This is a genomic window from Mycobacteroides sp. LB1, assembly GCF_013449725.1.
GTDB lineage: Bacteria > Actinomycetota > Actinomycetes > Mycobacteriales > Mycobacteriaceae > Mycobacterium.
Genome location: NZ_JACCFF010000003.1, coordinates 152,933 through 173,641 on the forward strand (window position 1 = coordinate 152,933; position 20,709 = coordinate 173,641).

Consider the following 20,709-nt stretch of genomic DNA (forward strand, 5'->3'; position numbering starts at 1 on the left):
GATCGATACCGCCGGCGGTCCGCCGCGGATATGTTGAATGGCATGGGTTTCTTGCCTTCTCGGAATTCTCTCCGTGGTCTGCGGCAGATCGGTGCTGGTCTAGGCACGCTCGACCGTGAGGTGTTCGACGCGGTCGCGGAGTCCCCGAGCCCGCTGCTGGACACGGTCATGCCGCGGCTCACGCGCGCCGCGGACCATTCCAAGCTCTGGATCGGGATCGGTGCCGGGCTGGCGATATTCGGCAAGCCGGCGATGCAGCGCGGTGCCACGCGTGGGCTGCTGTCCTTGGCGATGACAAGCGCGGTCACCAATCAGGTGGCCAAACGGCTGAGACGGCGTACGCGGCCGGACCATATGTCGGTGCCGCTCGTGCGTCGCAGCCGACGGCTACCCACGTCTTCGTCGCTGCCCTCGGGCCATTCGGCGAGCGCCGCGGCCTTCGCGGTGGGGGCGGGGCTCGAGAGCCCGCCGCTAGGCCTGGGACTCGCGCTGCTGGCCGGGCTGGTCGGCCTGTCCCGGGTGGCTACCGGCGTCCACTACCCCGGCGATGTGTTCGCGGGATTCGGGATTGGTGCCGGGATAGCGGTCTTGGGTGCCCGGGTGGTGCCGCCGATTACGCAGACGGCGGTACCAGCGGCGGACCCGCTGCGGGTGGATACCGCCCCGCGTCCCGACGGCGCGGGCGTCGTGTTGGTGGTCAACCCGGCCTCCGGTGACGGGACCGGGCAGCGGATTCTGGATCAGGTACGAAAAGCATTGCCCCGTACCGAAATCGTCGAACTGAACAAGGGTGACGACGTGATCGAGGTGATGCGCAGTGCGGCGCGCCGGGCCGAGGTGCTGGCGGTGGGCGGCGGTGACGGCACGGTGGCATGTGCCGCAGGTGTGGCGGCGGAGACCGATACACCGCTGGCCGTCTTTCCCGGCGGCACGTTCAACCACTTCGCCAAGGACATCGGCTGCGAGAGCGTGGTCAAGACGGTCGATGCCATCCGCCGGGGTAGCGCCAGCCGCGTCGATCTGGTCTACCTGAACGAGAGCCAGGTGGTGATCAACACCGCCAGCATCGGCTCCTATCCGAAGTTCGTGCAGATCCGCGAGAAGCTCGAACGTCGGATAGGCAAGCCGCTGGCCAGTGTGTACGCGATGTTGCACATCGCGCGCCGCGATCATCCGGTGCGTATCCGCTTCGATAACAAGACCGTCCAGACATCGCTCTTCTTCCTGGGCAATTCGGCTTATCTGCCATCGGGTTTCGCCCCTTCGGTGCGGCCTCGTCTCGATGACGGCCTCATCGACGTGCGCATCCTGGAAACCGGGCGCAAGTTCAGCAGTGTGCGGATCCTGACGGCACTGGTGCTGGGGCGGCTACCGCGCAGCCCGCTCTACCACGAGCTGCAGGTGCCCGAGTTTTCCTTCACCGCGGTGGACGGCCCGACTGTGCTCGCACGTGACGGCGAGGCGGGGGACACGTACACGGATGCCAGTTTCAAGGTTCGTTACCGGGCGTTGAGTGTGCTCCGCCCGCTGCCCTGAGGGGCCACGGTGGCAGCACCAGCAGACAGGCCACGAAGTACGCGTAGCCCAGTGCCCATCCCGCCACCACATCTGAGGGGTGGTGGACGTTCAGCAGAACTCGACCGACACCGATCGCGAGAATCAGTACCGTGCCGAGCATCCCGCCCCAGAGGCGTAGCGTGGCACCTGCTTTCGGCATGAACACGGCTAGCAGCGCAAGCACACTGACAACTGTGCCGACGGCATGTCCGGAGGGGAAGGACGATGCGTAGGCGCCGACCAGAGCGGTTTCCGGGCGCGGCCGATTCACCAGCAGCTTGGCCAGTTCGGTGACCACCGCGCTGAGTTCCACGGTGAGCACCAGGAACACGGCCACTCGCGGCTGGCGTCGTACCAGGAGCACGATGACAACCACCGCGACGGCGAGCCGGAATGCGGTGGGGCCCAAGACGGTGCAGAACACGTCCCACGCGGTGACCCAGCCGGGATGGGCGACGCCGTACTCGTGTGCGGGATCCAGCGCCGCGGCATCGAGCCCAGCGAGCCAGCTCCACTGCCGCACATAGCCCAGCCACAGCAGTGCGTATATAAGGAGGGCTGCGCCGGCGGATACCGGCAGCCAACGGGAATCCTGGCCGGTGGTCCTCGGCATGCTCATACCCAGTACGGAACCCTGGCGCGGTATTGGCGCATCACCACGAGAGCGATAATCCAACCGACGATGGTGATGGTGCCCGCGATGACCCAGTGGTGGACCTGCTGATCGAGCCCGAGTAGTGGATCGCGGACGATGGCCAGGAAATGCACGAATGGGTTGAGCTGCACCACGGTGGCCAGCTTCCCGACCCGCTCGTTGAGCATGTTCTCGTTCCAGATGATCGGCGTCATGAAGAACAACAGCTGCACCAGGCTGCCCAACAGCGGCGCAATATCGCGATAGCGGGTGGCCATGACCCCGAAAACCAGTGAAACCCATACGCAATTGAGCGTGATCAACACCAGCGCGGGGATGAAACTGAGATCGGAGTAATGCCAGTGCGGCGGATACACAGCGATGACGATAAGAAAGATGATGATGTTGTGCGCGAACAACAGGAGCTGCCGCCACACCAGCCGGTAGACGTGGACGCTGAGCGGCGTCGGCAACTGCTTGATCAGGCCCTCGTTGGCGACGAAGACGTCTGAGCCCTCCAGGATCGCGGCGTTGAACAGATTCCAAACGATCAAACCGATTGTCACGTAGGGCAGATGTTCGGCCAGGGGGAGTTTGAACAGCTGCGAGTACAGGATGCCCATCGCCAGCGCAGTCGATCCGGTGGCGATGGTGATCCAAAACGGTCCCAGTACCGAACGCCGGTAGCGCTGCTTGATGTCCTGCCAGCCCAGCTGTAACCACAGCTGGCGATGCTCGAAGCCCTCTGCCAGGTCACGCCACGCGCGTTTGAACGTCCGGGAGTCCGAAGATAACCCCAGTAGTTCCTCACTCATTGTCACTCTCCTGTACCGAAGGCGTCGGGTTGCCCGGCCGCCCGAACTGCTCACGTCGGCCCAAGCCTCGCAAGGCAATCCATTCACGCATGCCGGAAAGATCCCGTCGGGTGATCAGGAAGTACCAGCCGAAGCGCACCCATTCCTGGGGCAGCAGCTTGCGCATGCCGGGCTGGGACATCAGGTAGCCGCGGTTGCGGTAGGTGAAGTAACGCTTGGTGGCATCGTCGGGGTACTGAGTGTGCATGCGGCCGCCCAGGATCGGTTTGAACTCGGCGGCGCCATTGGGATGCAGATACGTTGCGTCCAAACAGGTTCCGAACGGCAGGCCGGAGCGCACGAGTCGCCGGTGCACGTCTACCTCGTCGCCGCGCACGAACAGGCGCAGGTCGGGAACGCCCACGGCTTCCAGGGTTTCGGCACGAAACAGCGCACCGTTGAACAGCGACGCGATACCCGGCAAGAGGTCTTGGCCGGCTTCGGTGCGAAGTTCCTCCACCCGCCGGCGCCACACCAGGCCGCGGCGCAACGGAAACGCCAACCGACCGGGATCGTCGATATCGCAGACCATCGGCGATACCTCGGCGAGGCGATGCCTGCGGGCGCAGGCCAGCAGGGTTTCCAGAACTTCGGTCCCGCCGGGGCGGCCGTCGTCGTCGGCAAGCCACACCCAGTCGGCGCCCAGGGTGAGTGCATGCAGCATGCCGAGGGCGAATCCCCCTGCACCCCCGAGGTTTCGGCGCGATCCCAGGTATGTCGTGGCGATAGGCTGGCCGTCGACCAGGGCCTTGACGGCGGGGTCGTTGTCGTTATCGACCACGATGAGGTGTGTCGGCAACGTGGTTTGAGACGTGACGATCTTCAGCGACTCGGCAAGCTCGACCGGGCGCCGATAGGTGACAACGACAGCGACGACCGCGTTAGGCATGCTGGTCGTCTTCGGCGAGGATCTGGGCCACGTGATCCGCGGCCTCATTGCCCTCATAGGCGCGGACTACATCCTCGATACCGCCGCTCATCTTGATGGTGCCGTGGTCGATCCACATTGCCGTGTTGCACAGGCGGGCCAGGAATTCGTTGGAGTGGCTGGCGAAGACGAGCATGCCGGACCGTTTCACTAGCTCCTGCAACCGGATTCGGGCCTTTTTCATGAATTCGGCATCGACCGCTCCGATGCCTTCGTCGAGCAGCAGGATCTCCGGGTCGATGCTGGTGACTACGCCCATGGACAGGCGAACGCGCATACCGCTGGAATACGTACGCATCGGCATGGAGAGGTACTCGCCCAATTCGGTGAAGTCGGCGATCTCTTCGACCTTGGCCTGCATCTGCTTGCGGGTCTGTCCTAGGAACATGCCGCGGATGATGATGTTCTCGTACCCGGAGATCTCCGGATCCATGCCCACACCCAAGTCGAAGACGGGCGCCACCCGACCCTGGACGTACGAGCTGCCCCGGGTGGGTTCGTATATTCCCGAAAGAAGCCGCAGCAGAGTCGATTTACCCGCGCCGTTGTGGCCGACGAGCCCGACTCGATCGCCCTCCTTGAGTGAGAGCGTGATGTCCCGCAACGCCTCGATGACCACCACATTCGAGGCGTTGCGTCCGATGGCGCCACCGGCCTTGCCCAGGAACGCCTTCTTCAGCGAGCGCGACTTAGCGTCGAAAATCGGAAACTCTACCCACGCCTCGTGGGTCTGGATACTGACCACGCTTACAGGTACTGGCCGGTGCCGCTGCCACCCTGTGCGGGCACCGAAAGACCCGGCGGCAGCGCCCCTTGACGCATCTGCTGAAGCTGTGAGCGGGCGGCCATCTGCTGAGCGAAGAGCGCTGTCTGAATGCCGTGGAACAGCCCCTCTAGCCAGCCCACCAGCTGCGCCTGGGCGATGCGCAGCTCGCCGTCCGAGGGAACGGTGTCCTCGTTGAACGGCAGGGCGAGACGCTCCAGCTCCTCACGGAGCTCGGGGGCCAACCCGTCTTCCAACTCACGAACGGACTTGGCGTGGATCTCGCGCAGTCGGGTGCGGCTGGCGTCGTCGAGGGGAGCCGCTCGCACCTCCTCAAGCAGCTGCTTGATCATCGTGCCGATCCGCATCACCTTGGCGGGTTGTTCCACCAGGTCGGTGATCGACATGTCGTCGTCTGCGGCATCGGCGCCCTTGTCGGAATCCTCCACGCCCAGAACGATTACCTCGTCCTCGCTGTCGTCAGAGTTTTCACCGTGACCGGGATGGGTCATCTGTCACCTTCCGCATCTGATTTCCGGTCGCCCACCCATTCGTAGATGCGGGCGGCGCCGTTGTCGTACAGCTTTCTCCATGATCGGGATCTGTCCAACGACCTTAGTCCGTCGGGAACCTTGAACCCCTGGACCACAGGAGTGCTGGTCATGACATAGCGAATGTTCAGTGCATGCACAGCTTCTGTCACGCGCCTGTCGGTATCGGCGTCGTCGGCGTAGGCCCAGAAGATGTACCGGTGATAGCCCGGTCCCTCCTGCTGTGGGTAGTCATAGTGCGTCCACAGCGGATGCAGGCCCGCTACCGCGTACATCCACCCGGAGCCGTCGACGTTTCCGTCGCCGATGGTGGAGTCCTTGGCATCGGGCAGGGTCGCCAAGTAGGCCATCGCGGCGAGCTTCTTGGGGCCGATCATCACCTGGTCGTACTTGGCGCTGACGAGGTACTTATGCGGCAGGAAGTAGTGGCGGGCGGAAAAGCTGCACACCAGGGCCAGCGCGATGGCCGTGGCCACTAGCGCCCATCTTCGTGTTCGCTCCCCTCGCACCCTCTTCAGCACGGCGTACGCCAGAGTGAACAGACCGATCCCGGCGGCCGGGGCCAGTAGCAGGCAGACGATGGCCGACAGTCGGCGCGGGTCACTGTAGAACGCGTCGGAGAACAGGGCCACCGCATGGCCTACGAACCCGCCAAAGGATCTGGAGGAGTGGACAATCGCGACGATCAACAGCAGCCAGACGGCGATCGGCCAGTACACTCGCTTCACGATCAACACGATGGCGCCGAGTGCTGCCAGCCACAGCAGCGCGGACTGCACCGGGTAGTCGGCCAGGTGCCGGGTGTGCTGGGTGAGGGCATTCAGCAGCGCGCGCTTCTTACCCCACGGTGTGCCGAATTGATGCCCGGCGATGATCTCGGACAGCTGTAGCAGGGTGCGTAGCTGCGGGTAGAGCAGCACTAGCGAGCCCATGCCCGCGACGGCCAGCGGCACGAAGCCATTTCCCAAGCGGCGTACTGATTTTCGTTCCGTGCCACTGCTCCTGCGTCGGGATAGTGGTGCCAGCACCCACCACGCCGCCACGAAGACGACCACCACGATGGCGCCCGAGGTATGCACGGAGGCGATACCCACGAATGCCACGATCGCGACCGGTACGCGGCTGCGATCGGCGACGACGCTGGTGATGGCGATCATCACCGGGCCCACCAGGGCGAAGGAAACCAGGTTCGGGATGGCCGCGACGTGGAATTCGACATAGGGCAGCGCGGTGAACGATGCCGAGAGTGCGGCGGCAGTGGCCGCGGAGCCGGCCTGGAAGGTGAGGCTGCTGCGGCCGCGCAGCATCTGCCATGCCAGCGTCGCCGCCGAGAGCGGGAAGAGCAGCGACCCGGCGACCGCGTAGAGCGTGTAGCTCGTGGTGGGGGCGGCCCCGGTCAGCTGGCAGAGCACCGCGGCCAGCCCGTGGAAGGCCGACGGGTAGTAGAGGGTGGCGTGGGTCTCGACGTTGCGGAGGTCGCCCATGCGGGTCGACGATGCTTGCCCGGTGTCGAGGATGTAGCGGATGGTGTTTCCGTGCCACATCGAGTCCCAGGTGCTCGGAATCGACTGCCAGTTGGTGAGCCCGCGCAGGAATGCGTAGGCGATGAGCGCGGTCCCGATCACGATGCCGAACGTGACGGCGATCAGTGCCGCCCGATTTTGTGACGGAGATTGTTCAGCGTGCTCTTTCGGCCGCAGCCACCGCCAGAACAGCTGCGCGATGACGATCGCACCGAGAAGCGCAAACCCGGCGGAAACTGAGTTCCACGGTATGCCGATTGAGCCAAAGACGACTATGCAGAACCCAACTAGCCCGTAGGTCAATGCAGGTGCGGTGACGGCGGCTGAATGCGTTGGTAGCCCGAAGGCTCGGCCAATCAGCCAGCCCGGGACGAACAGCAACAGCAGTGCCGCAGCCACCCCGAAAGCAAGCGACATTGTTCTAGTATGACTACACGAGACGGCGCCGTTGACCCTCGTCCGTCGGCGCGTGGTGCAAGGACGGGTTCAGTGCCGTGACCTGTAGTGAGCATCTAAGGTGTCTGGCATGGCATATGACGTCGCCCGGGTGCGCGGTTTGCACCCGACACTCGGCGACGGATGGGTGCATTTCGACACTCAGGCCGGGATGCTCATCCCCGATGCGGTTGCTACGACTGTATCCACAGCCTTCCGCGGATCCTTCTCCGACACGCGCGGACCCCACCCCAGCGCGCGCCGCAGTGCAGCCGTGTTGGAGGCCGCCCGGCAGGCCGCTGCCGACCTGGTGGGCGCCGACCCGCGTGGTGTGGTGCTGGGCAGCGATCGTGCCGTTCTGCTCAACTCGTTGGCCGAGGGGTCGTCCTCCAAGGCGGGGCTGGGCTACGAGCTGGTGGTGTCCAGGCTCGACGAAGAGGCCAATGTTCAGCCCTGGCTGCGTTCGGCCAACCGGTATGGAGCCAAGGTCAAGTGGGCCGAGGTGGACATCGAATCCGGCGACCTGCCGTCCTGGCAGTGGGAGTCGTTGCTTACCAAGCCGACTCGGTTGGTGGCCGTGACGGCGGCGTCGTCGACCCTGGGAACGGTGCCTGACCTGCAGCAGGCCACGAAGCTTGCGCACGCGGTCAGCGGCATCGTGGTGATGGACTGTTCGAGCCTGGTGCCGTACCGGGCCGTGGACATCGAGGCTCTCGACGCCGATGTTGTTGCGTTCAACGCGACGGCTTGGGGTGGACCCCCGGTTGGTGTGTTGGTGTTTCGCGACCCTGCGCTGCTGGATTCGATCAGTTCGATATCGCTGGATCCGTACGCGAGTGGCCCGGCACGGCTTGAGCTGGGCGGGCATCAGTTCGCGATGCTGGCCGGACTGGTAGCGAGCGTGGAGTACCTGGCGGGTCTTGACGAGTCCGCCTCGGGTACCCGGCGTGAGCGGCTGCTGACGTCCTTGAACTCGGCAGGTGCATATCTGGACTGGCTGTTCAGATATCTGGTGAGCGCGCTGCGGACCCTGCCGCGTGTCATGGTCATCGGAGCTCCCGAGGATCGGATCCCTGCGCTCAGCTTCACCGTCATCGGGGTTCCGGCGGATCGGGTGGTGCAGCGCCTGGCCGATAACGGTGTGTGCGCGATCGCGAACACCAGCTCGCGGGTGCTCGACGCGATCGGTGTCAACGAGATCGGTGGCGCGATAACGGTCGGGTTGGGGCACTATTCAACGGCTGCCGAGGTTGACCAGCTGGTCCGCGCGGTCGCCTCACTGGGCTGAGGGCCCACGCTCTTCGCGCAAGCGGCTCATCGCAGCGTCAGTAGCACCTTCCCGACTACCTCGCCGCTCTCCAGCAGACGATGCGCTTTCGCGGCCTGGCTGAGGGGGATCTCGGCACCCACGACCGGCCGGACCTTTCCTGCCTCGACGAGTGGCCACACGTTCCGCACCACGGAATCCACGATCGCCGCCTTGCCGGATGGGCCGTCGACGGGCCGGGCTCGCAGGGTGGTGGCGGTGATCGAGCCGCGCTTGGCGATCAGCTTGGCGATGTTCAGCTCCGCGACCACACCGCCCTGCATGCCGATGATGACGAGGTGCCCGTCATTGCCGAGGGCATCGACATTCCGGTCCAGGTATTTCGCTCCCATGATGTCCAGAATTCGATCGACACCCGCACCGCCGGTGAAACTGTGAACAGCCTGTACAAAATCGGTGTCGCGATAGTTGATGGTTAAGTCGGCGCCAAGATCACCGCAGGCCTCGAGTTTGTCGGGTGTGCCGGCGGTGACCGCAACCCGCACACCGAGCGCCTTGGCGACTTGAATGGCGTGGGTGCCGATACCACTGGCGCCGCCATGAATCAGGATGGTTTGTCCGCCAGTCATTCTCGTTGTCATCACCAGGTTCGACCACACCGTGCACGCGACTTCGGGTAGCGCGGCCGCTACGTCAAGGTTGATATTTGAAGGAATTGGTAGCAACTGGCTAGCGGGCGCCACCACTTTTTCCGCATAGGCACCGCCGGATAACAGCGCGCAAACGGGTTGTCCCACAGCCCATTGCGTAACTTTCTCACCGAGTGCGCTGATGACGCCCGAACATTCGAGACCCAATATGGAGCTTGCTCCAGGTGGCGGGGTGTACAAACCCTGACGTTGCAGCAGATCCGCGCGATTAACTGCCGCGGCGGCCACGTCGATCAAGATCTCGCCCGGACCTGGGATTGGATCGGGAACTTCGGTCCAGCACAGCGCTTCTGGCCCACCCGGATTGTCAACGGTGATAGCGTGCATAACATCCAGAATATGCCGAGCTATCGGGCGCCGGGACACAGCGGGTGGAGGCGCGGTCGAGGCAATGGGATGGTCGGTGGAAGGGGGGATGGCGTATGAGTACGCGTTCGGAGAGTGAAGTCCCTGGACTTGATCTCGCTGAATTTCGTTCGTGGCAAAACTTTTGGGTGGCCACTAACAGGCTGTACTTTTTGCTGAATCGCAAGATGGTTGCAACACACAACATTTCATTGACAGATTTTCACGTGCTGCAGCAGCTACTACGGTCTGCCAACGGCAGCTGCCGGATGGGGGATATCGCCAACGGCCTGCTGGCCTCGCGTAGCCGCATCACCCATCAGGTGCGTCGCCTGGAGGAGCAGGGCCTGGTGAAACGGGGGTCGATGCCCCAGGACCGCAGGGCAGTGCTGGCGGCGCTCACCGAGCAGGGCCGCACGCTGGGCGAGGCGGCGATGCTCACCTACTCCGAGTGTGTGCGTGAGCACTATCTGGCTCGGCTGACGCGACCGCAGCAGGCCGCCGTCGCCGAGAGCTTCCGGCGGGTGGGTGAGGGTGCCGAGGAGGCGCTCAATGAGCCCAAGGGTCGCGTCGGGGAGTAGCCCGCCACACGGAGCCGCTAGGCTTGCCGACGGTGGCGTGGCAGAGCGGCCTAATGCACTCGCCTTGAAAGCGAGAGTCGGCTAACACCGACCGGGGGTTCAAATCCCTCCGCCACCGCTCTTATGCCCGTCCCGGATGCGCGTTGGGCTGGCGACTTAGTGCCCTTCGATGACCGACTCAGGCGTATCACGGCGAATCTCTGATATCCGTCCCTGTTGGGTCTGGACGCTGGCTGCTGCCGGTGCCAGGCTGGCGGTTGTGAGGGACGTCGATCAGGGTGGGCTCCGGTGAGCCGACGTGGCCACCGCGCCGTGGTCTGCGGCGCAAGTATGGCCGGATTGCTTACCGCACGTGTGCTGGCGGAATTCTATGAGCATGTCACGCTGGTGGAGCGTGATGTGTTTCCGGAGAAGGTGATTCAGCGTAAGGGAGTGCCCCAGGGCAGGCATCTGCATCAATTGCTGAATCGTGGCTCGACGGTGTTGAGCGAGTTGTTTCCCGGCCTGTTCGATGACCTCGTGGCAGCCGGTGCGCACATTGTCGACGACCCATCGCTGGCCTATGCGCATATTGGTGACCATGCACTGGCCCAACACGGTCAATTCATAAATCGCGAAGCAATGGTGGCGTACACCGTGAGTCGGCCATTACTGGAGGCTCGTGTCCGGCGGCGGGTGCAGGCCATCGAGAACGTGACATCCCTCGAAGGGCATGATGTCGTTGAGCCGATTCTCGGCCCGGACGACCGCGTTATGGCCGTTCGGCTGGTGAGTCGCGAAACCAAGCAGGAACAGGTGCTGGACGCGGATTTAGTGGTTGACGCCACCGGTCGGGCTGGTCGAACTCCCGCATTCCTCAGGGCGCACGGCTTCGAGAGCCCGGCCGAGCAGAGTTACTCGGTGAACTTGCGCTACTGCAGCCAGTTTTTTCGAGTGCCGCACGGACTGCTCACCGAGAAGGTTGCCTTGGTTGCACCCACTCTTCAAAGTTCTACGGGCGCAGGATTTTTGGCCTACGAGGACGATACCGCGGTCCTGACGTTGATCGGTATCGCAGGACACAGACCACCGGAGGGCCTCCCTGGGCTTCTCTCCTCGGCCGCAGAGCTCCTGCCCGCCCGTTTTGTCGCCGCACTTCGGGCCGCAGAACCGATTGGCGAGATGTCGGCGCAGCAGTACCCGGCAAGTGTGTGGCGCCGCTACGACAAGTTGCGCCACTTTCCCCGGGGTCTGCTCGTCCTGGGCGACGCCTTCTGCAGCTTCAACCCGGTGTACGGCCAAGGCATGACCTCGGCCGCGTTCCAAGCGAAAGCATTGCGACGCTGTCTGGCCCAGTCCAATGATGACGATCTGAGCCGGCGCTACTTTCGGGCGGCCGCCAGGAGTCTGACTCAGATTTGGCAGGCCAACAGATTCAACGACTTCATGGTGCTGCCTGCCGACGATTGGCGTTTGATACCCAAGCGGTTGTTGAACTGGGGTACGAACAGGATGGCGGCCGCGGCCACCGAGGACATCGTCGTAGCCGAAACATTCATGCGGCTGGTGCAACTCCATGATGGGCCTACGCGCCTACTGCGGCCCGCACTCTTGATTCGCATCATTAAGGGAAATCTGCGTCGCATAAGCACATCGACGCGCTAGGTCTTAGCTGTGAGCTATGCCGAAATGATCAGCTGAGTGTGCACTGGGGTGGTGCCGGTGGTCAGATCCAACACCGGGCAGTGCGCGTCCACGGCTTCCTGAAGTTCGCGGTACCGCTCGTCGCTGTCCGGTCCGGAGACCGTGACGGTGACGCGGATCTGCTGGAAACCGGGCCGGATGCCGTCGTCTAGGCCGAAGAAGCCCCGCACATCGAGGTCACCCTCGGCGCTCGCGCTGAGCGAATCAACCTGAATGCCTAGCCTTTCCGCCCAGAAGCGGTAGGTCACCACCTGGCAGGACAACAGCGACGCCAGATAGAACTCAACGGGGTTGGGCGCCGTGTTCTGCCCGCCAAGGCTCGGTGGCTCGTCGACATGGACGCTGTACTTACCGAGGGTGATTTCACTGCCGACCGTGCCCTCCGGTTGGGCGGACGCCTTGAACACCACCGTCGCTGCGGCCGGCTTGTCGGCGACTGCCGACCGGGTCGCAGCGGTGATCGCGTTGAGGGACGTTGTCGAAGCAGTCATGCGCGATAACGCTAGTCGCATCGCCTCCGCGGCTGGACGGTTGCGCCCGCGGTGAATCCAACCGGTGACAAGACCGGATTCTGCGGGCGGCTGATGCGGCAGCCCGCTTCGCTAGGCCTTAGGCCCTCCGCTTTCCGCCAGCCTGCGCACCGCGTCGATGAAGACGTCGATCTCGTCGAAGGTGTTGTAGAAGGCGAACGACGGCCGCACGGTCTGTTCCAGCCCGAGGCGTCGCAGGATCGGCTGTGCGCAGTGATGCCCGGCCCGCACCGCGATACCGTCGGCATTAAGCGCCGTGCCGACGTCCACAGGATCGTGCCCGTCGAGCACGAACGACAGCACCGATGCCTTGTGGTCGGCGGTACCGACCAGCCTCACACCGGGAATCGCCGCCAACAACGGAGTGGCGTACTCCAGTAGCGCGTGCTCGTACTCGGCGATCCGGTCGATGCCGATGCGCTCCACGTATCGCAGCGCCTCGCCCAGCCCGACGGCGTCGGCGATGTTTCCGGTACCCGCCTCGAACTTGTTGGGCGGACCCTGGAACACCGCGCGCTCCAATGTCACGTCGGCGATCATGTTGCCGCCACCCTGCCACGGCGGCGTCTCCGCCAGGGCGTCCTCGCTGCCGTACAGCACACCGATTCCGGTGGGTCCGTAGATCTTATGGCCCGAGAAGACGAAGAAATCGGCACCGAGCTCCTGCAGATTCACCGTCAGATGCGGCACCGACTGTGCGCCGTCGATGAGTACCCGCGCACCATAGCGATGCGCGATATCGACGATCTGCTTGGCGGGCGTCACGGTCCCCAATGCGTTGGAAACCTGGGTGGCCGCAACCAGTTTGGTGCGCGGACCGACCAGGTCCTCCAGCTCGGAAAGCAGCAGGTTGCCGGCATCGTCGACCGGGGCCACCTTGATGACGGCGCCCGTCTTCTTCGCGATCAGTTGCCACGGAACGATATTGGCGTGGTGCTCCAAGTGGGTGATGACGATCTCATCCCCGTGCCCGAGATTCTTACCGCCCCAGGCATGTGCCACCAGGTTGATGGCTTCGGTGGCACCGCGCACGAAGATGATGTTCTCGTCGGCCTCGGCGCCCAGGAACTTGCGGACCGCACCGCGTGCGTCCTCGTAGGCGTCGGTGGCCCGTGCTGCCAATTCGTGTGCGGCACGGTGGATATTCGAGTTCTCGTGCTGATAGAAGTGCACCAGCCGATCGATCACCGACTGCGGTTTCTGCGTGGTGGCGGCGTTGTCGAACCAGATCAACGGCTTACCGTTGACCGTCTCGGACAGGATCGGGAAGTCCCTCCGGATCGAGGCGACATCGAAGGCCCGCGCATCCTCATGGATGGGTGCCGCTGCCGGTGCTCCGCCCAGGAAGTAGTAGTCCGCCTCGTTCCCACCTGTAGGAGCCGCCGGAGCACCCCAACCGAGGTCGGGAACCGCGAGCCCCTCCGAGTGCGGCGCCACTCGTGGAACCGAAGGTGCCGCTGCCACGGCCGGTGTGGCGAGTACTCCCGGAATCGTCGGCACTAAACCAGCGGGAATGCCGAACGGATCCACCACGCCTGCAGCCGGGTACGTCGCTGCGGCATGTGCGGCCGATGTCCCGGAGGTCAGATCCCCGCCCCCGCCGCGCGGTGCGACCGGTGCGGTGCCGGGGACGCTATCCGGCAGTGTTGCCACCGGACTGAACGACGCGATCGGGGGAGCCACCGCAGCCGAGGAAACCGCGTCCTGGACAGGTACGGGTGCGTAGGGACTCGCCAGTGCCGCGGCGGTTGCCGCCACCGACGTGCCGGCCGTTCCGTCGGGAACTGTCCCGCGTGGCCCCACAGGAACCGCAGGCCCCGGGGTGTCGATACCCGGAGCGCCGGTAGGCGTTGCCTCCCAGAACAACTGGGTGGCCAACGCCGACAGCTCCGCCGCGGACGGGAAACCCGGCGGGCTGTCCGCTACTGGAATCGCATCACTTGTAGACATGGAACTTGTCCACCTGCACGTCGTCGAGAACGGCCAGTGCGTCATCGGTCAGCACAGCCAGCGACGAATACAGGGTGACGAGGTACGAGGCGATGGCCGACCGGTTGATTCCGGTGAACCGCACCGACAGGCCCGGTGCCTGCTCGCCCACGAGTCCGGGCTGGAACAGGCCGACGACGCCCTGACGCTCCTCGCCGGTGCGCACCAGCAGGAACTTGGTCTTGCCGTCCTTCACCGGAACCTTGTCCGACGGGATGATCGGGATACCGCGCCAGGTGATGAACTGTGCGCCGAACAGGCTCACGACCACCGGCGGCACGCCACGGCGGGTGGCCTCGCGGCCGAACGCCGCCACACCCAGCGGGTGAGTCAGGAAGAACCCGGGGGTCTTCCACACCTTGGTGATCAGGGCATCCAAGTCGTCCGGGGCGGGCGGGCCACCGAGGGTCTTGATGGTCTGCTCCGGCGTCGCCTGGGCGAGCAGGCCGTACTCGGCGTTGTTGATGAGCTCGCTTTCCTGACGTTCCTTGATGGACTCGATGGTCAGGCGCAGCTGCTGGGCGATCTGGTCATGCGGGCTGGAGTACAGGTCGGAAACCCGGGTGTTGATATCGAGCAGGGTCGAGATGGTCCGCAGCGTGTATTCGCGCGGGTTGGTCTCGTAATCGACGTAGGTCTGCGGCAGCGGGGCCTCGCCCTCGCCCTGCTCCTCGCTGTGGATGGCGACCTTATCGGGGTTGATCACCCGGTTCACCCGGTAGATGCCCGCTTCGACGGGAACCCAGTTCAGCAGATGCAGCAGCCACCGCGGGGTGATCGTCGACAGCTGGGGGACGGTCTTGGTGGCGTTGGCTAGCTGCCGTGCGGCAAGGTCACCGAGAGCCTGAGATTCATTCTTGGCAGCGGGCACAGCAGATTCCTCCTCGGAAATGGGAACAAGACCGGACGAGTGGAAGCCTAATCGCGATCACCGCGGCGCATCAGGTAACTAACACCCGTGCGCCAAACTCCGCCGCGCAGACGGCGTGGCGCCCCGGCCCGGTCTGCCCGGCGCGCCTCCGATGTCGACACGCCGCATCGCGGCGGGTTCGTATCGCACGTGCTCACCGCAAGACGGAGTGTCGGCGCGGGAGGGCGCACGTAGACTTGTTGCATGCAGCATCTCGCAGAGTCTCGCCGCCTCTCGGCGACCAGCGGGCTGCGTGCCGAGATCACCGGGGCGCGCAGCGCCGCCGTGTGTTGCTGTTGTTGTTGATCCCCTAACCCCGCCCCTGGCATCCCAGCTCACCGTCATTCGACGATGCCGAGCTTCTGGGCTGCAATACACCGGCATAAGGATCAACCAACCCATGACCACTCATTCTTTGCTATCACTCGTCGAATGGCCGTCTGCCCGCATCACTGGCAGGCGCCGCGGTCATAACACGAAGGCGCTCCCGCAGCGTCTGACGAGGTACCGCGGCGGCACCTATTCCTCGACTGTGGACGAGGTTGTGTTCACTGACGGAACTTCTGCTCGCACAGATTTAATTCGCCTCAACCCCAGCATCGCGGCGTACTCGCTAGATATCGCGGGTATTGCCCCGAACCTGCCATCGGGCTACCAGGTGGCGGACTGGCTGTCGGTGGCCAACCTCAGGGCCCGAACCCGCGAGACACAGGTCGCGTGGATTCTGGCCAACTCTTTCCCTGCGCTGTCGACGGCGCAGCTGAGCCGCCGGTTGCGTGCGGCGGGCTATTTGGGTGAGGCCAATATCAAGGACCACGAGGCCATCGCCGGCACTCAGGCGGCCATCTGGTTCCTCACCAATGGGGTGGAGCTCGATACCGCCGCGCGCAATGTGCCCACGGCCACGCGAAAATCCCCCTCCTTCATCGAGTTCGAGTTCGATGAGCGTCCGCAGCTGGGTGGTTTTGTGGTGCGTACCGGTGCGGCGCAAGGGCCGGCCAGTGTTCGGCTGCATGCATCGGTCAACGGTGCGGTGTGGCGCGAGGTGTCCTCGTCGGAGTTGAGTTTCACGGCGGGCGAGACCCGATACGTGAAGGCGTTGGGTGTGGGCGCGACCGTTGCCGAAACCCGCCATGGTGCATCGGATCTGGGGTACCGCTTCTATCGTCTGTACGTCCAGGGCGGTACTGCTGAGGTCGAGGGCGTCGACTTCTGGTTGCACGATGCACGCAACCATCGCAATGCCGACCGTGTCGTGCAGCTGTACCGGTACTTGCTGGAGCGGTCGTCGATCGCCGCCGGCCAGGTGGAGCATTCTGTCGCGATCGATGATTCGCAGGCAGTGATGGCTGCGGGTCTGATGGGGCCTTTCGTGGTTGATTCAGCACGCCCGGTTATTCTTTCGTTGTCCGAGGGTGCAAAGGCGATGGACATCTCCGGCGCTGAGCTAGCGGGTTCGGTGAACCCGGGTACGCGTTTCTATGTGCGTCCTGCGGAGTGCATCGCGGCGGTGACGGTCTCCGTGTCCGATCCCACCGCGGCGGCTCGTGTGCTCACTGGGGTGGCCCAAGGTCCTTTGACTCCACTGGCTTTGGTGCTCCCGGATGCACAAGAAGTTGTCGAGTTCACCGTCGAGTGGGCCGAAGCCGCGGAACTTTCGCGGGTGAGTTAGCGCCAGGCGCGCGCGAACTCAAGGAAGGCGTCGTTCTCCTGCGGTGCCCCAATTGTGACCCGTACGCCATCAGTTCCGAAGGGGCGCAAGATGATTCGGGCTTCAGCTGAGGCCTGTGCGAATTCCGTGGAACGTTCGCCCAGTGGTAGCCACACGAAGTTCGCCTGTGAGGGCGGCACCTCGTACCCTGCTTCTCGTAGCGCGCCGGTCACCCGGGTGCGCTCGGCGACAACGTTATTCGTGCGGGCGAGGAGTTCCTCGGCGGCGCCGAGTGAGGCCACGGCCGCGGCCTGAGCGAGGCTGGACGCGCTGAACGGCACGTACACCTTGCCGAGCGTGGTAATCACGTCGGGATCGCCGATCGCGTAGCCCACGCGCAGGCCTGCGAGGCCGTATGCCTTCGAGAAGGTGCGCAACACAACCACATTGGAGTGCTCGCGGACCAGCGCGAGGCTATCGCTAAGATCCTCGCGCACGTACTCGATATAAGCCTCGTCGATCGCGATGAGGATGTGCGACGGTACGGTCTCCACGAACCGCCGTAGATCGGCTGGCGGCACCACGGTGCCGGTCGGATTATTCGGGTTGCACACGAAGATCAGTCGGGTGGCGTCGGTGACCGCGGCGGCCATGGCGTCGAGGTCGTAGGTGTAGTCGATCAGCGGCACCTGCACCGGGGTCGCCCCGGCGACCCGCACCACCAGCGGGTAGGTCTCAAAGGATCGCCAGCCGAACAGCACCTCGTCGCCGACCGTCGCCGTGACCTGGACCAGCTGCTGGCACAGGCTCACGGATCCGCATCCCACGGCGATGTGTTCGGGTGGCATGTCCACGTGTTTGGCCAGGTGAGAGCGCAGCTCGGCGTACCCGTTGTCGGGGTACCGGTTGATCAGCGAGGTGGCCTCGGCGATGGCGGCGCGGACGCTCGGCAGTGGCTCGTGGACGGTCTCGTTACTGGCGAGCTTGATGGCGCCGGGGACACTGCGGCCCGGGGTGTAGGCCGGCAGGTCGGTCAGCTCGGGGCGAAGTCGCGCAGGCACGGTCATCAGAGTATCGGTGCATGTAGGGCTGGATGACGACCCACGGCTTTGCCTTCCGGCCGCGCGGGCCTGTACTCTGTGCCCTCGGCGGTTCGGGATCCATTTTATGGGTTCCGGTACCCTCGGGAAGTTCAGGAGGCGTGCCAGAGCGGCCGAATGGGACTCACTGCTAATGAGTTGTCCCCTTTACGGGGGACCGGAGGTTCAAATCCTCTCGCCTCCGCGTCGGTCTGCAGGCCAAACCTGTTGACCTACAACAATTGAATAGTAAGCGCCCGTAGCTCAACGGATAGAGCACTTGACTACGGATCAAGAGGTTAGGGGTTCGAATCCCTTCGGGCGCACCACACATTCGCAGGGGGTGCGCTATGACTCGAGTGCAGCGCTACATTCCCCATCCGCCCCATCGCGTATGGGACGCGGTACTCGATCCCACGAGTTGGTGGGAGGCTCCCGAACGTCCGATCGAAGTTGTCGTGGGCGCCCGCTTTGATCTCGAGACGGTCCCCATCGTGGGTACCCGCTTCACCGGAGCGTTCGAGGTGGAAATTCTGGACGCCCTGCGCGGTGAAAGGTTGAGGACGAGTCTGGTGGCGCTGGCGCAGCCGGGCTCACCTGCCGAATGGGAGCGGCACACGACGTTCCGCGAACATGAGGGGGGCACGCTGCTGAACGTCGCCAATGTCGGTGTGAGCATGCGCGACCGCGATGAGCGGCTGCTGTTGCGCGCCGTCAAGGACATCCAGGAATGGGAGCTGCACGGCGTGGCCGAGCTGCTGGACCGCGCCCGTCCCTAAGCCTTCTCAAAGCGAAGCAGTGGCGCCGTCGCCAATGTCTGGTGGGCGTCGAACTGGATGAAGGTTGTTATAGCTTCGAATCCCAACCGCCGCAGCAGGCTCAGAGACCGTGTGTTGGCACTCTGGGTCACCACGATCACGGGCTGGTCGGCGAGCTCCGCGGCAGCGGCGCCGAGTAGCGCGAACGCTGCCCGGTAGGCCCAGCCCTTTCCCCATGAATCGCGGCGGAACACGTAGGACAACTCCAGTTCGTCTCCGTCCGGAAGAACGTGGCCGGGGAGGTCCGAACGTCTGCGACCGAGTGTGATGGTTCCGGTGAACCGATCGTCGGTCTTATCGGCCACAACGAAGGCCCCCGGTGTCGCCGTGGCGGCCGGAGTTCTCGACGAACCCGCCGCGGTCGGCGTCATGCGCCTTGCGGAGCACCACGTCACCTGCGTCGATCCGGTCGGCTTTCAGCGTCATATCAGTCCGTCACGCAGCTGCTGGAAACCTTGGGCGACAAGCTCTCCGGGATCTCTCGGTAGCTTGGCATCGGATACCGCCAGCTGGATGACCGTCCCGAGGACCGCGTAGGCCGCGTTGCAGACCAACCGCGGATACAGGTCGACGTCAGGATCTAGGCCGGTGCGCCGACTGACCTCGGCAAGCACCAGAGTGCCCACATCGTCGGATCGGGCTGCGTCGTGTGCGGCCAAGCCCGGATTCTGCGCAGACAGCCGGGTGACCGCGACGGCGGTACTGAAGGCCTCGGAGGTCGCCAGGTCCAGCATCACCGCCTCCAAAGAATCCACCACGTGCTCCTCGGTGGGGCGCTGACGTAGCACCCCGACTGCGTTGTCCTCGATATCCCGCAACGAGAACAAGACGGCGTCTTCCTTGCTGGTGAAGTAGTTACGAAAGGTGCGTGATGTGACGCGCACCGCGTTGGCGATGTCATCGACGGTGACCGCCGCCAGGTCCCCGCGTTCCAGCGCCAGCTCGAGGGCGGCGCGACTCAACGCCAGTTTGGTTTCGGACTTCTTCTGTTCACGCAGGCCGTGGGTCGGTGGCATGTGGTCATGCTAACAAACATTCCAAACTAGGAAACTTTTCCATTTGTGGAAACGTTTAGCCGGTAGATCCGGTCGCCACCCTGAGGCCGGGAGTGTGAAGAAGAGGCACTGACATGCGGAAACTACTGGCAGCCCTGGGCATTGCCGCCGCCTTGGCGGCCGGGAGCATCACGTTGGCCGGCCCCGCCGCCGCGGCCCCGTGCGGCAACGTCGTGGTGTGGGGCAATGGCGGCGGCATTTGTGAGTCCGATTTCGCGCCCGATGGCAGCTTCAACCGATGTGACACCGTGTATGTGCTCGGCATCGGCGGGACGAACTGCTATCGGGTGTACCCACCCGCACCGTGAGTAGCACCACCGGGTTCACCAGATTCCGTGCAGGCGACCCCAATTCGCGATGTACGGTGCCGCAACATATGTGCCGATGGTGAATGGAACGCCGATCCAGACCCATGCGGGCCGCCGTGAGAACGCCGTCACCCAGCCGATCGGTATCAGCGCGGTCACCGACGAGGCGACGAACGCGATGACGGGGAGCGCGATCGCCCAGTGCTGGCCTTCGGCGGAGCAGATGTAGTCCGCGTCGTTCCCGTGACAACCGTCGCTCGCCATGGTCGCCGCGAAGAACCACATGAAGCTGACGGCCGCCGCCGCGGTGAGCAGCAGCCCAACCACGAGGGCGTACAAGCCGAAGTGCACACCCCAGCTGTCAGATGGAAGTTTCGATCCCGCCCCGCCGGCAGCTGCCATGGCGACCAGTGTTGCAGCTCCGGGGAGTTCGCGATCGTTGCTCGTTCCTCCGGGCGAGGTGGGGACATGATCGCGCCCAGACTTCATACCTGGGACGTCCCGTACCAGAACCTTCCCCACATGATGTCAAGTCCGC

The 20,709-nt window shown here is 64.3% G+C and carries 20 protein-coding genes, 3 tRNA genes and 1 pseudogene; 10 read left to right on the top strand and 14 right to left on the bottom strand.

Annotated features, from left to right (window positions below; translation table 11 throughout):
• The first annotated feature begins 42 nt into the window (after positions 1-42).
• Positions 43-1,536 (top strand): diacylglycerol kinase family protein, encoded by a 1,494-nt coding sequence (locus tag MLB1_RS14345; RefSeq protein ID WP_180750517.1) that lies wholly within the window; start codon positions 43-45, stop codon positions 1,534-1,536.
• Here the strand turns inward: MLB1_RS14345 and MLB1_RS14350 are convergent.
• The 6 genes from MLB1_RS14350 to MLB1_RS14375 are packed head-to-tail and all read right to left on the bottom strand — an operon-like array spanning position 1,490 to position 7,227.
• Positions 1,490-2,170 (bottom strand): phosphatase PAP2 family protein, encoded by a 681-nt coding sequence (locus MLB1_RS14350; RefSeq protein ID WP_180750830.1) that lies wholly within the window; start codon positions 2,168-2,170, stop codon positions 1,490-1,492. The two genes, MLB1_RS14345 and MLB1_RS14350, sit on opposite strands and share 47 nt — an antisense overlap.
• Before the next feature lie 2 nt (positions 2,171-2,172).
• Positions 2,173-3,006, bottom strand: a complete 834-nt coding sequence (locus MLB1_RS14355) for an ABC transporter permease (protein WP_180750518.1) — start codon at positions 3,004-3,006, stop codon at positions 2,173-2,175.
• Positions 2,999-3,934 carry a glycosyltransferase family 2 protein gene (locus MLB1_RS14360; RefSeq protein WP_180750519.1) on the bottom strand — a complete coding sequence of 312 codons (936 nt, stop codon included), beginning with the start codon at positions 3,932-3,934 and terminating at the stop codon, positions 2,999-3,001. The genes MLB1_RS14355 and MLB1_RS14360 overlap by 8 nt, the downstream gene beginning before the upstream one ends.
• Positions 3,927-4,718, bottom strand: a complete 792-nt coding sequence (locus tag MLB1_RS14365) for an ABC transporter ATP-binding protein (protein ID WP_180750520.1) — start codon at positions 4,716-4,718, stop codon at positions 3,927-3,929. The genes MLB1_RS14360 and MLB1_RS14365 overlap by 8 nt, the downstream gene beginning before the upstream one ends.
• A 2-nt stretch (positions 4,719-4,720) precedes the next feature.
• Complete coding sequence (locus MLB1_RS14370) at positions 4,721-5,248, bottom strand: bacterial proteasome activator family protein (RefSeq protein WP_180750521.1); 528 nt, start codon at positions 5,246-5,248, stop codon at positions 4,721-4,723.
• A complete protein-coding gene (locus tag MLB1_RS14375; protein ID WP_180750522.1) occupies positions 5,245-7,227 on the bottom strand; it encodes a DUF6541 family protein in 1,983 nt (660 codons plus the stop codon). The genes MLB1_RS14370 and MLB1_RS14375 overlap by 4 nt, the downstream gene beginning before the upstream one ends.
• Positions 7,228-7,336: 109 nt before the next feature.
• On the opposite strand from MLB1_RS14375, the gene MLB1_RS14380 reads away from it, so the two are divergent.
• Positions 7,337-8,533 carry a cysteine desulfurase-like protein gene (locus tag MLB1_RS14380; protein WP_180750523.1) on the top strand — a complete coding sequence of 399 codons (1,197 nt, stop codon included), beginning with the start codon at positions 7,337-7,339 and terminating at the stop codon, positions 8,531-8,533.
• A gap of 26 nt (positions 8,534-8,559) precedes the next feature.
• Here MLB1_RS14380 and MLB1_RS14385 read toward each other — a convergent pair whose 3' ends face one another.
• On the bottom strand, positions 8,560-9,549 hold the full coding sequence (locus MLB1_RS14385) for an NAD(P)H-quinone oxidoreductase (RefSeq protein ID WP_180750524.1): 990 nt from the start codon (positions 9,547-9,549) through the stop codon (positions 8,560-8,562).
• 95 nt (positions 9,550-9,644) lie between these two features.
• On the opposite strand from MLB1_RS14385, the gene MLB1_RS14390 reads away from it, so the two are divergent.
• The 3 genes from MLB1_RS14390 to MLB1_RS14400 all read left to right on the top strand — a co-directional run bounded on the left by MLB1_RS14390 (position 9,645) and on the right by MLB1_RS14400 (position 11,792).
• Positions 9,645-10,148, top strand: coding sequence for a MarR family transcriptional regulator (locus tag MLB1_RS14390; protein ID WP_358146801.1), 504 nt, complete (start codon positions 9,645-9,647; stop codon positions 10,146-10,148).
• 31 nt (positions 10,149-10,179) lie between these two features.
• Positions 10,180-10,266: transfer RNA gene (locus MLB1_RS14395), tRNA-Ser, on the top strand.
• Positions 10,267-10,436: 170 nt separating this feature from the next.
• Positions 10,437-11,792, top strand: a complete 1,356-nt coding sequence (locus tag MLB1_RS14400) for a 2-polyprenyl-6-methoxyphenol hydroxylase-like oxidoreductase (protein ID WP_180750526.1) — start codon at positions 10,437-10,439, stop codon at positions 11,790-11,792.
• Between the two features lie 14 nt (positions 11,793-11,806).
• On the opposite strand, the gene MLB1_RS14405 is transcribed toward MLB1_RS14400, so the two are convergent.
• The 3 genes from MLB1_RS14405 to MLB1_RS14415 form a co-directional block, all read right to left on the bottom strand.
• Positions 11,807-12,322: an OsmC family protein gene (locus MLB1_RS14405; protein ID WP_180750527.1), complete on the bottom strand. Its 516-nt coding sequence runs from the start codon at positions 12,320-12,322 to the stop codon at positions 11,807-11,809.
• A 111-nt stretch (positions 12,323-12,433) separates the two neighbouring features.
• Complete coding sequence (locus MLB1_RS14410) at positions 12,434-14,311, bottom strand: family 2A encapsulin nanocompartment cargo protein cysteine desulfurase (RefSeq protein WP_180750528.1); 1,878 nt, start codon at positions 14,309-14,311, stop codon at positions 12,434-12,436.
• On the bottom strand, positions 14,298-15,221 hold the full coding sequence (locus MLB1_RS14415; RefSeq protein ID WP_180750529.1) for a family 2A encapsulin nanocompartment shell protein: 924 nt from the start codon (positions 15,219-15,221) through the stop codon (positions 14,298-14,300). The genes MLB1_RS14410 and MLB1_RS14415 overlap by 14 nt, the downstream gene beginning before the upstream one ends.
• Before the next feature lie 439 nt (positions 15,222-15,660).
• On the opposite strand from MLB1_RS14415, the gene MLB1_RS14420 reads away from it, so the two are divergent.
• On the top strand, positions 15,661-16,932 hold the full coding sequence (locus MLB1_RS14420; RefSeq protein WP_180750530.1) for a thioester domain-containing protein: 1,272 nt from the start codon (positions 15,661-15,663) through the stop codon (positions 16,930-16,932).
• Here the strand turns inward: MLB1_RS14420 and hisC are convergent.
• Positions 16,929-17,972 (bottom strand): histidinol-phosphate transaminase, encoded by a 1,044-nt coding sequence (gene hisC, locus MLB1_RS14425; RefSeq protein WP_180750531.1) that lies wholly within the window; start codon positions 17,970-17,972, stop codon positions 16,929-16,931. The two genes, MLB1_RS14420 and hisC, sit on opposite strands and share 4 nt — an antisense overlap.
• A gap of 134 nt (positions 17,973-18,106) precedes the next feature.
• On the opposite strand from hisC, the gene MLB1_RS14430 reads away from it, so the two are divergent.
• The 3 genes from MLB1_RS14430 (at position 18,107) to MLB1_RS14440 (ending at position 18,769) form a co-directional block, all read left to right on the top strand.
• A tRNA-Ser gene (locus MLB1_RS14430) sits at positions 18,107-18,195 on the top strand.
• 48 nt (positions 18,196-18,243) lie between these two features.
• Positions 18,244-18,319 (top strand) — tRNA-Arg (locus MLB1_RS14435).
• 21 nt (positions 18,320-18,340) lie between these two features.
• Complete coding sequence (locus MLB1_RS14440; protein ID WP_180750532.1) at positions 18,341-18,769, top strand: SRPBCC domain-containing protein; 429 nt, start codon at positions 18,341-18,343, stop codon at positions 18,767-18,769.
• On the opposite strand, the pseudogene MLB1_RS14445 reads toward MLB1_RS14440, so the two are convergent.
• A pseudogene (locus MLB1_RS14445) lies at positions 18,766-19,234 on the bottom strand (GNAT family N-acetyltransferase). The gene MLB1_RS14440 and the pseudogene MLB1_RS14445 sit on opposite strands and share 4 nt — an antisense overlap.
• The gene (locus MLB1_RS14450; protein ID WP_180750533.1) at positions 19,231-19,824 is read right to left on the bottom strand and encodes a TetR family transcriptional regulator; all 594 of its coding nucleotides are present in this window, start codon (positions 19,822-19,824) and stop codon (positions 19,231-19,233) included. Before MLB1_RS14450 ends, MLB1_RS14445 begins: the two are co-directional and overlap by 4 nt.
• A gap of 113 nt (positions 19,825-19,937) precedes the next feature.
• Between MLB1_RS14450 and MLB1_RS14455 the strand changes: the two genes are divergently transcribed.
• Positions 19,938-20,171: a hypothetical protein gene (locus MLB1_RS14455; protein ID WP_180750534.1), complete on the top strand. Its 234-nt coding sequence runs from the start codon at positions 19,938-19,940 to the stop codon at positions 20,169-20,171.
• A gap of 15 nt (positions 20,172-20,186) precedes the next feature.
• Here MLB1_RS14455 and MLB1_RS14460 read toward each other — a convergent pair whose 3' ends face one another.
• Positions 20,187-20,573 (bottom strand): hypothetical protein, encoded by a 387-nt coding sequence (locus tag MLB1_RS14460; RefSeq protein WP_180750535.1) that lies wholly within the window; start codon positions 20,571-20,573, stop codon positions 20,187-20,189.
• Between the last annotated feature and the right edge of the window lie 136 nt (positions 20,574-20,709).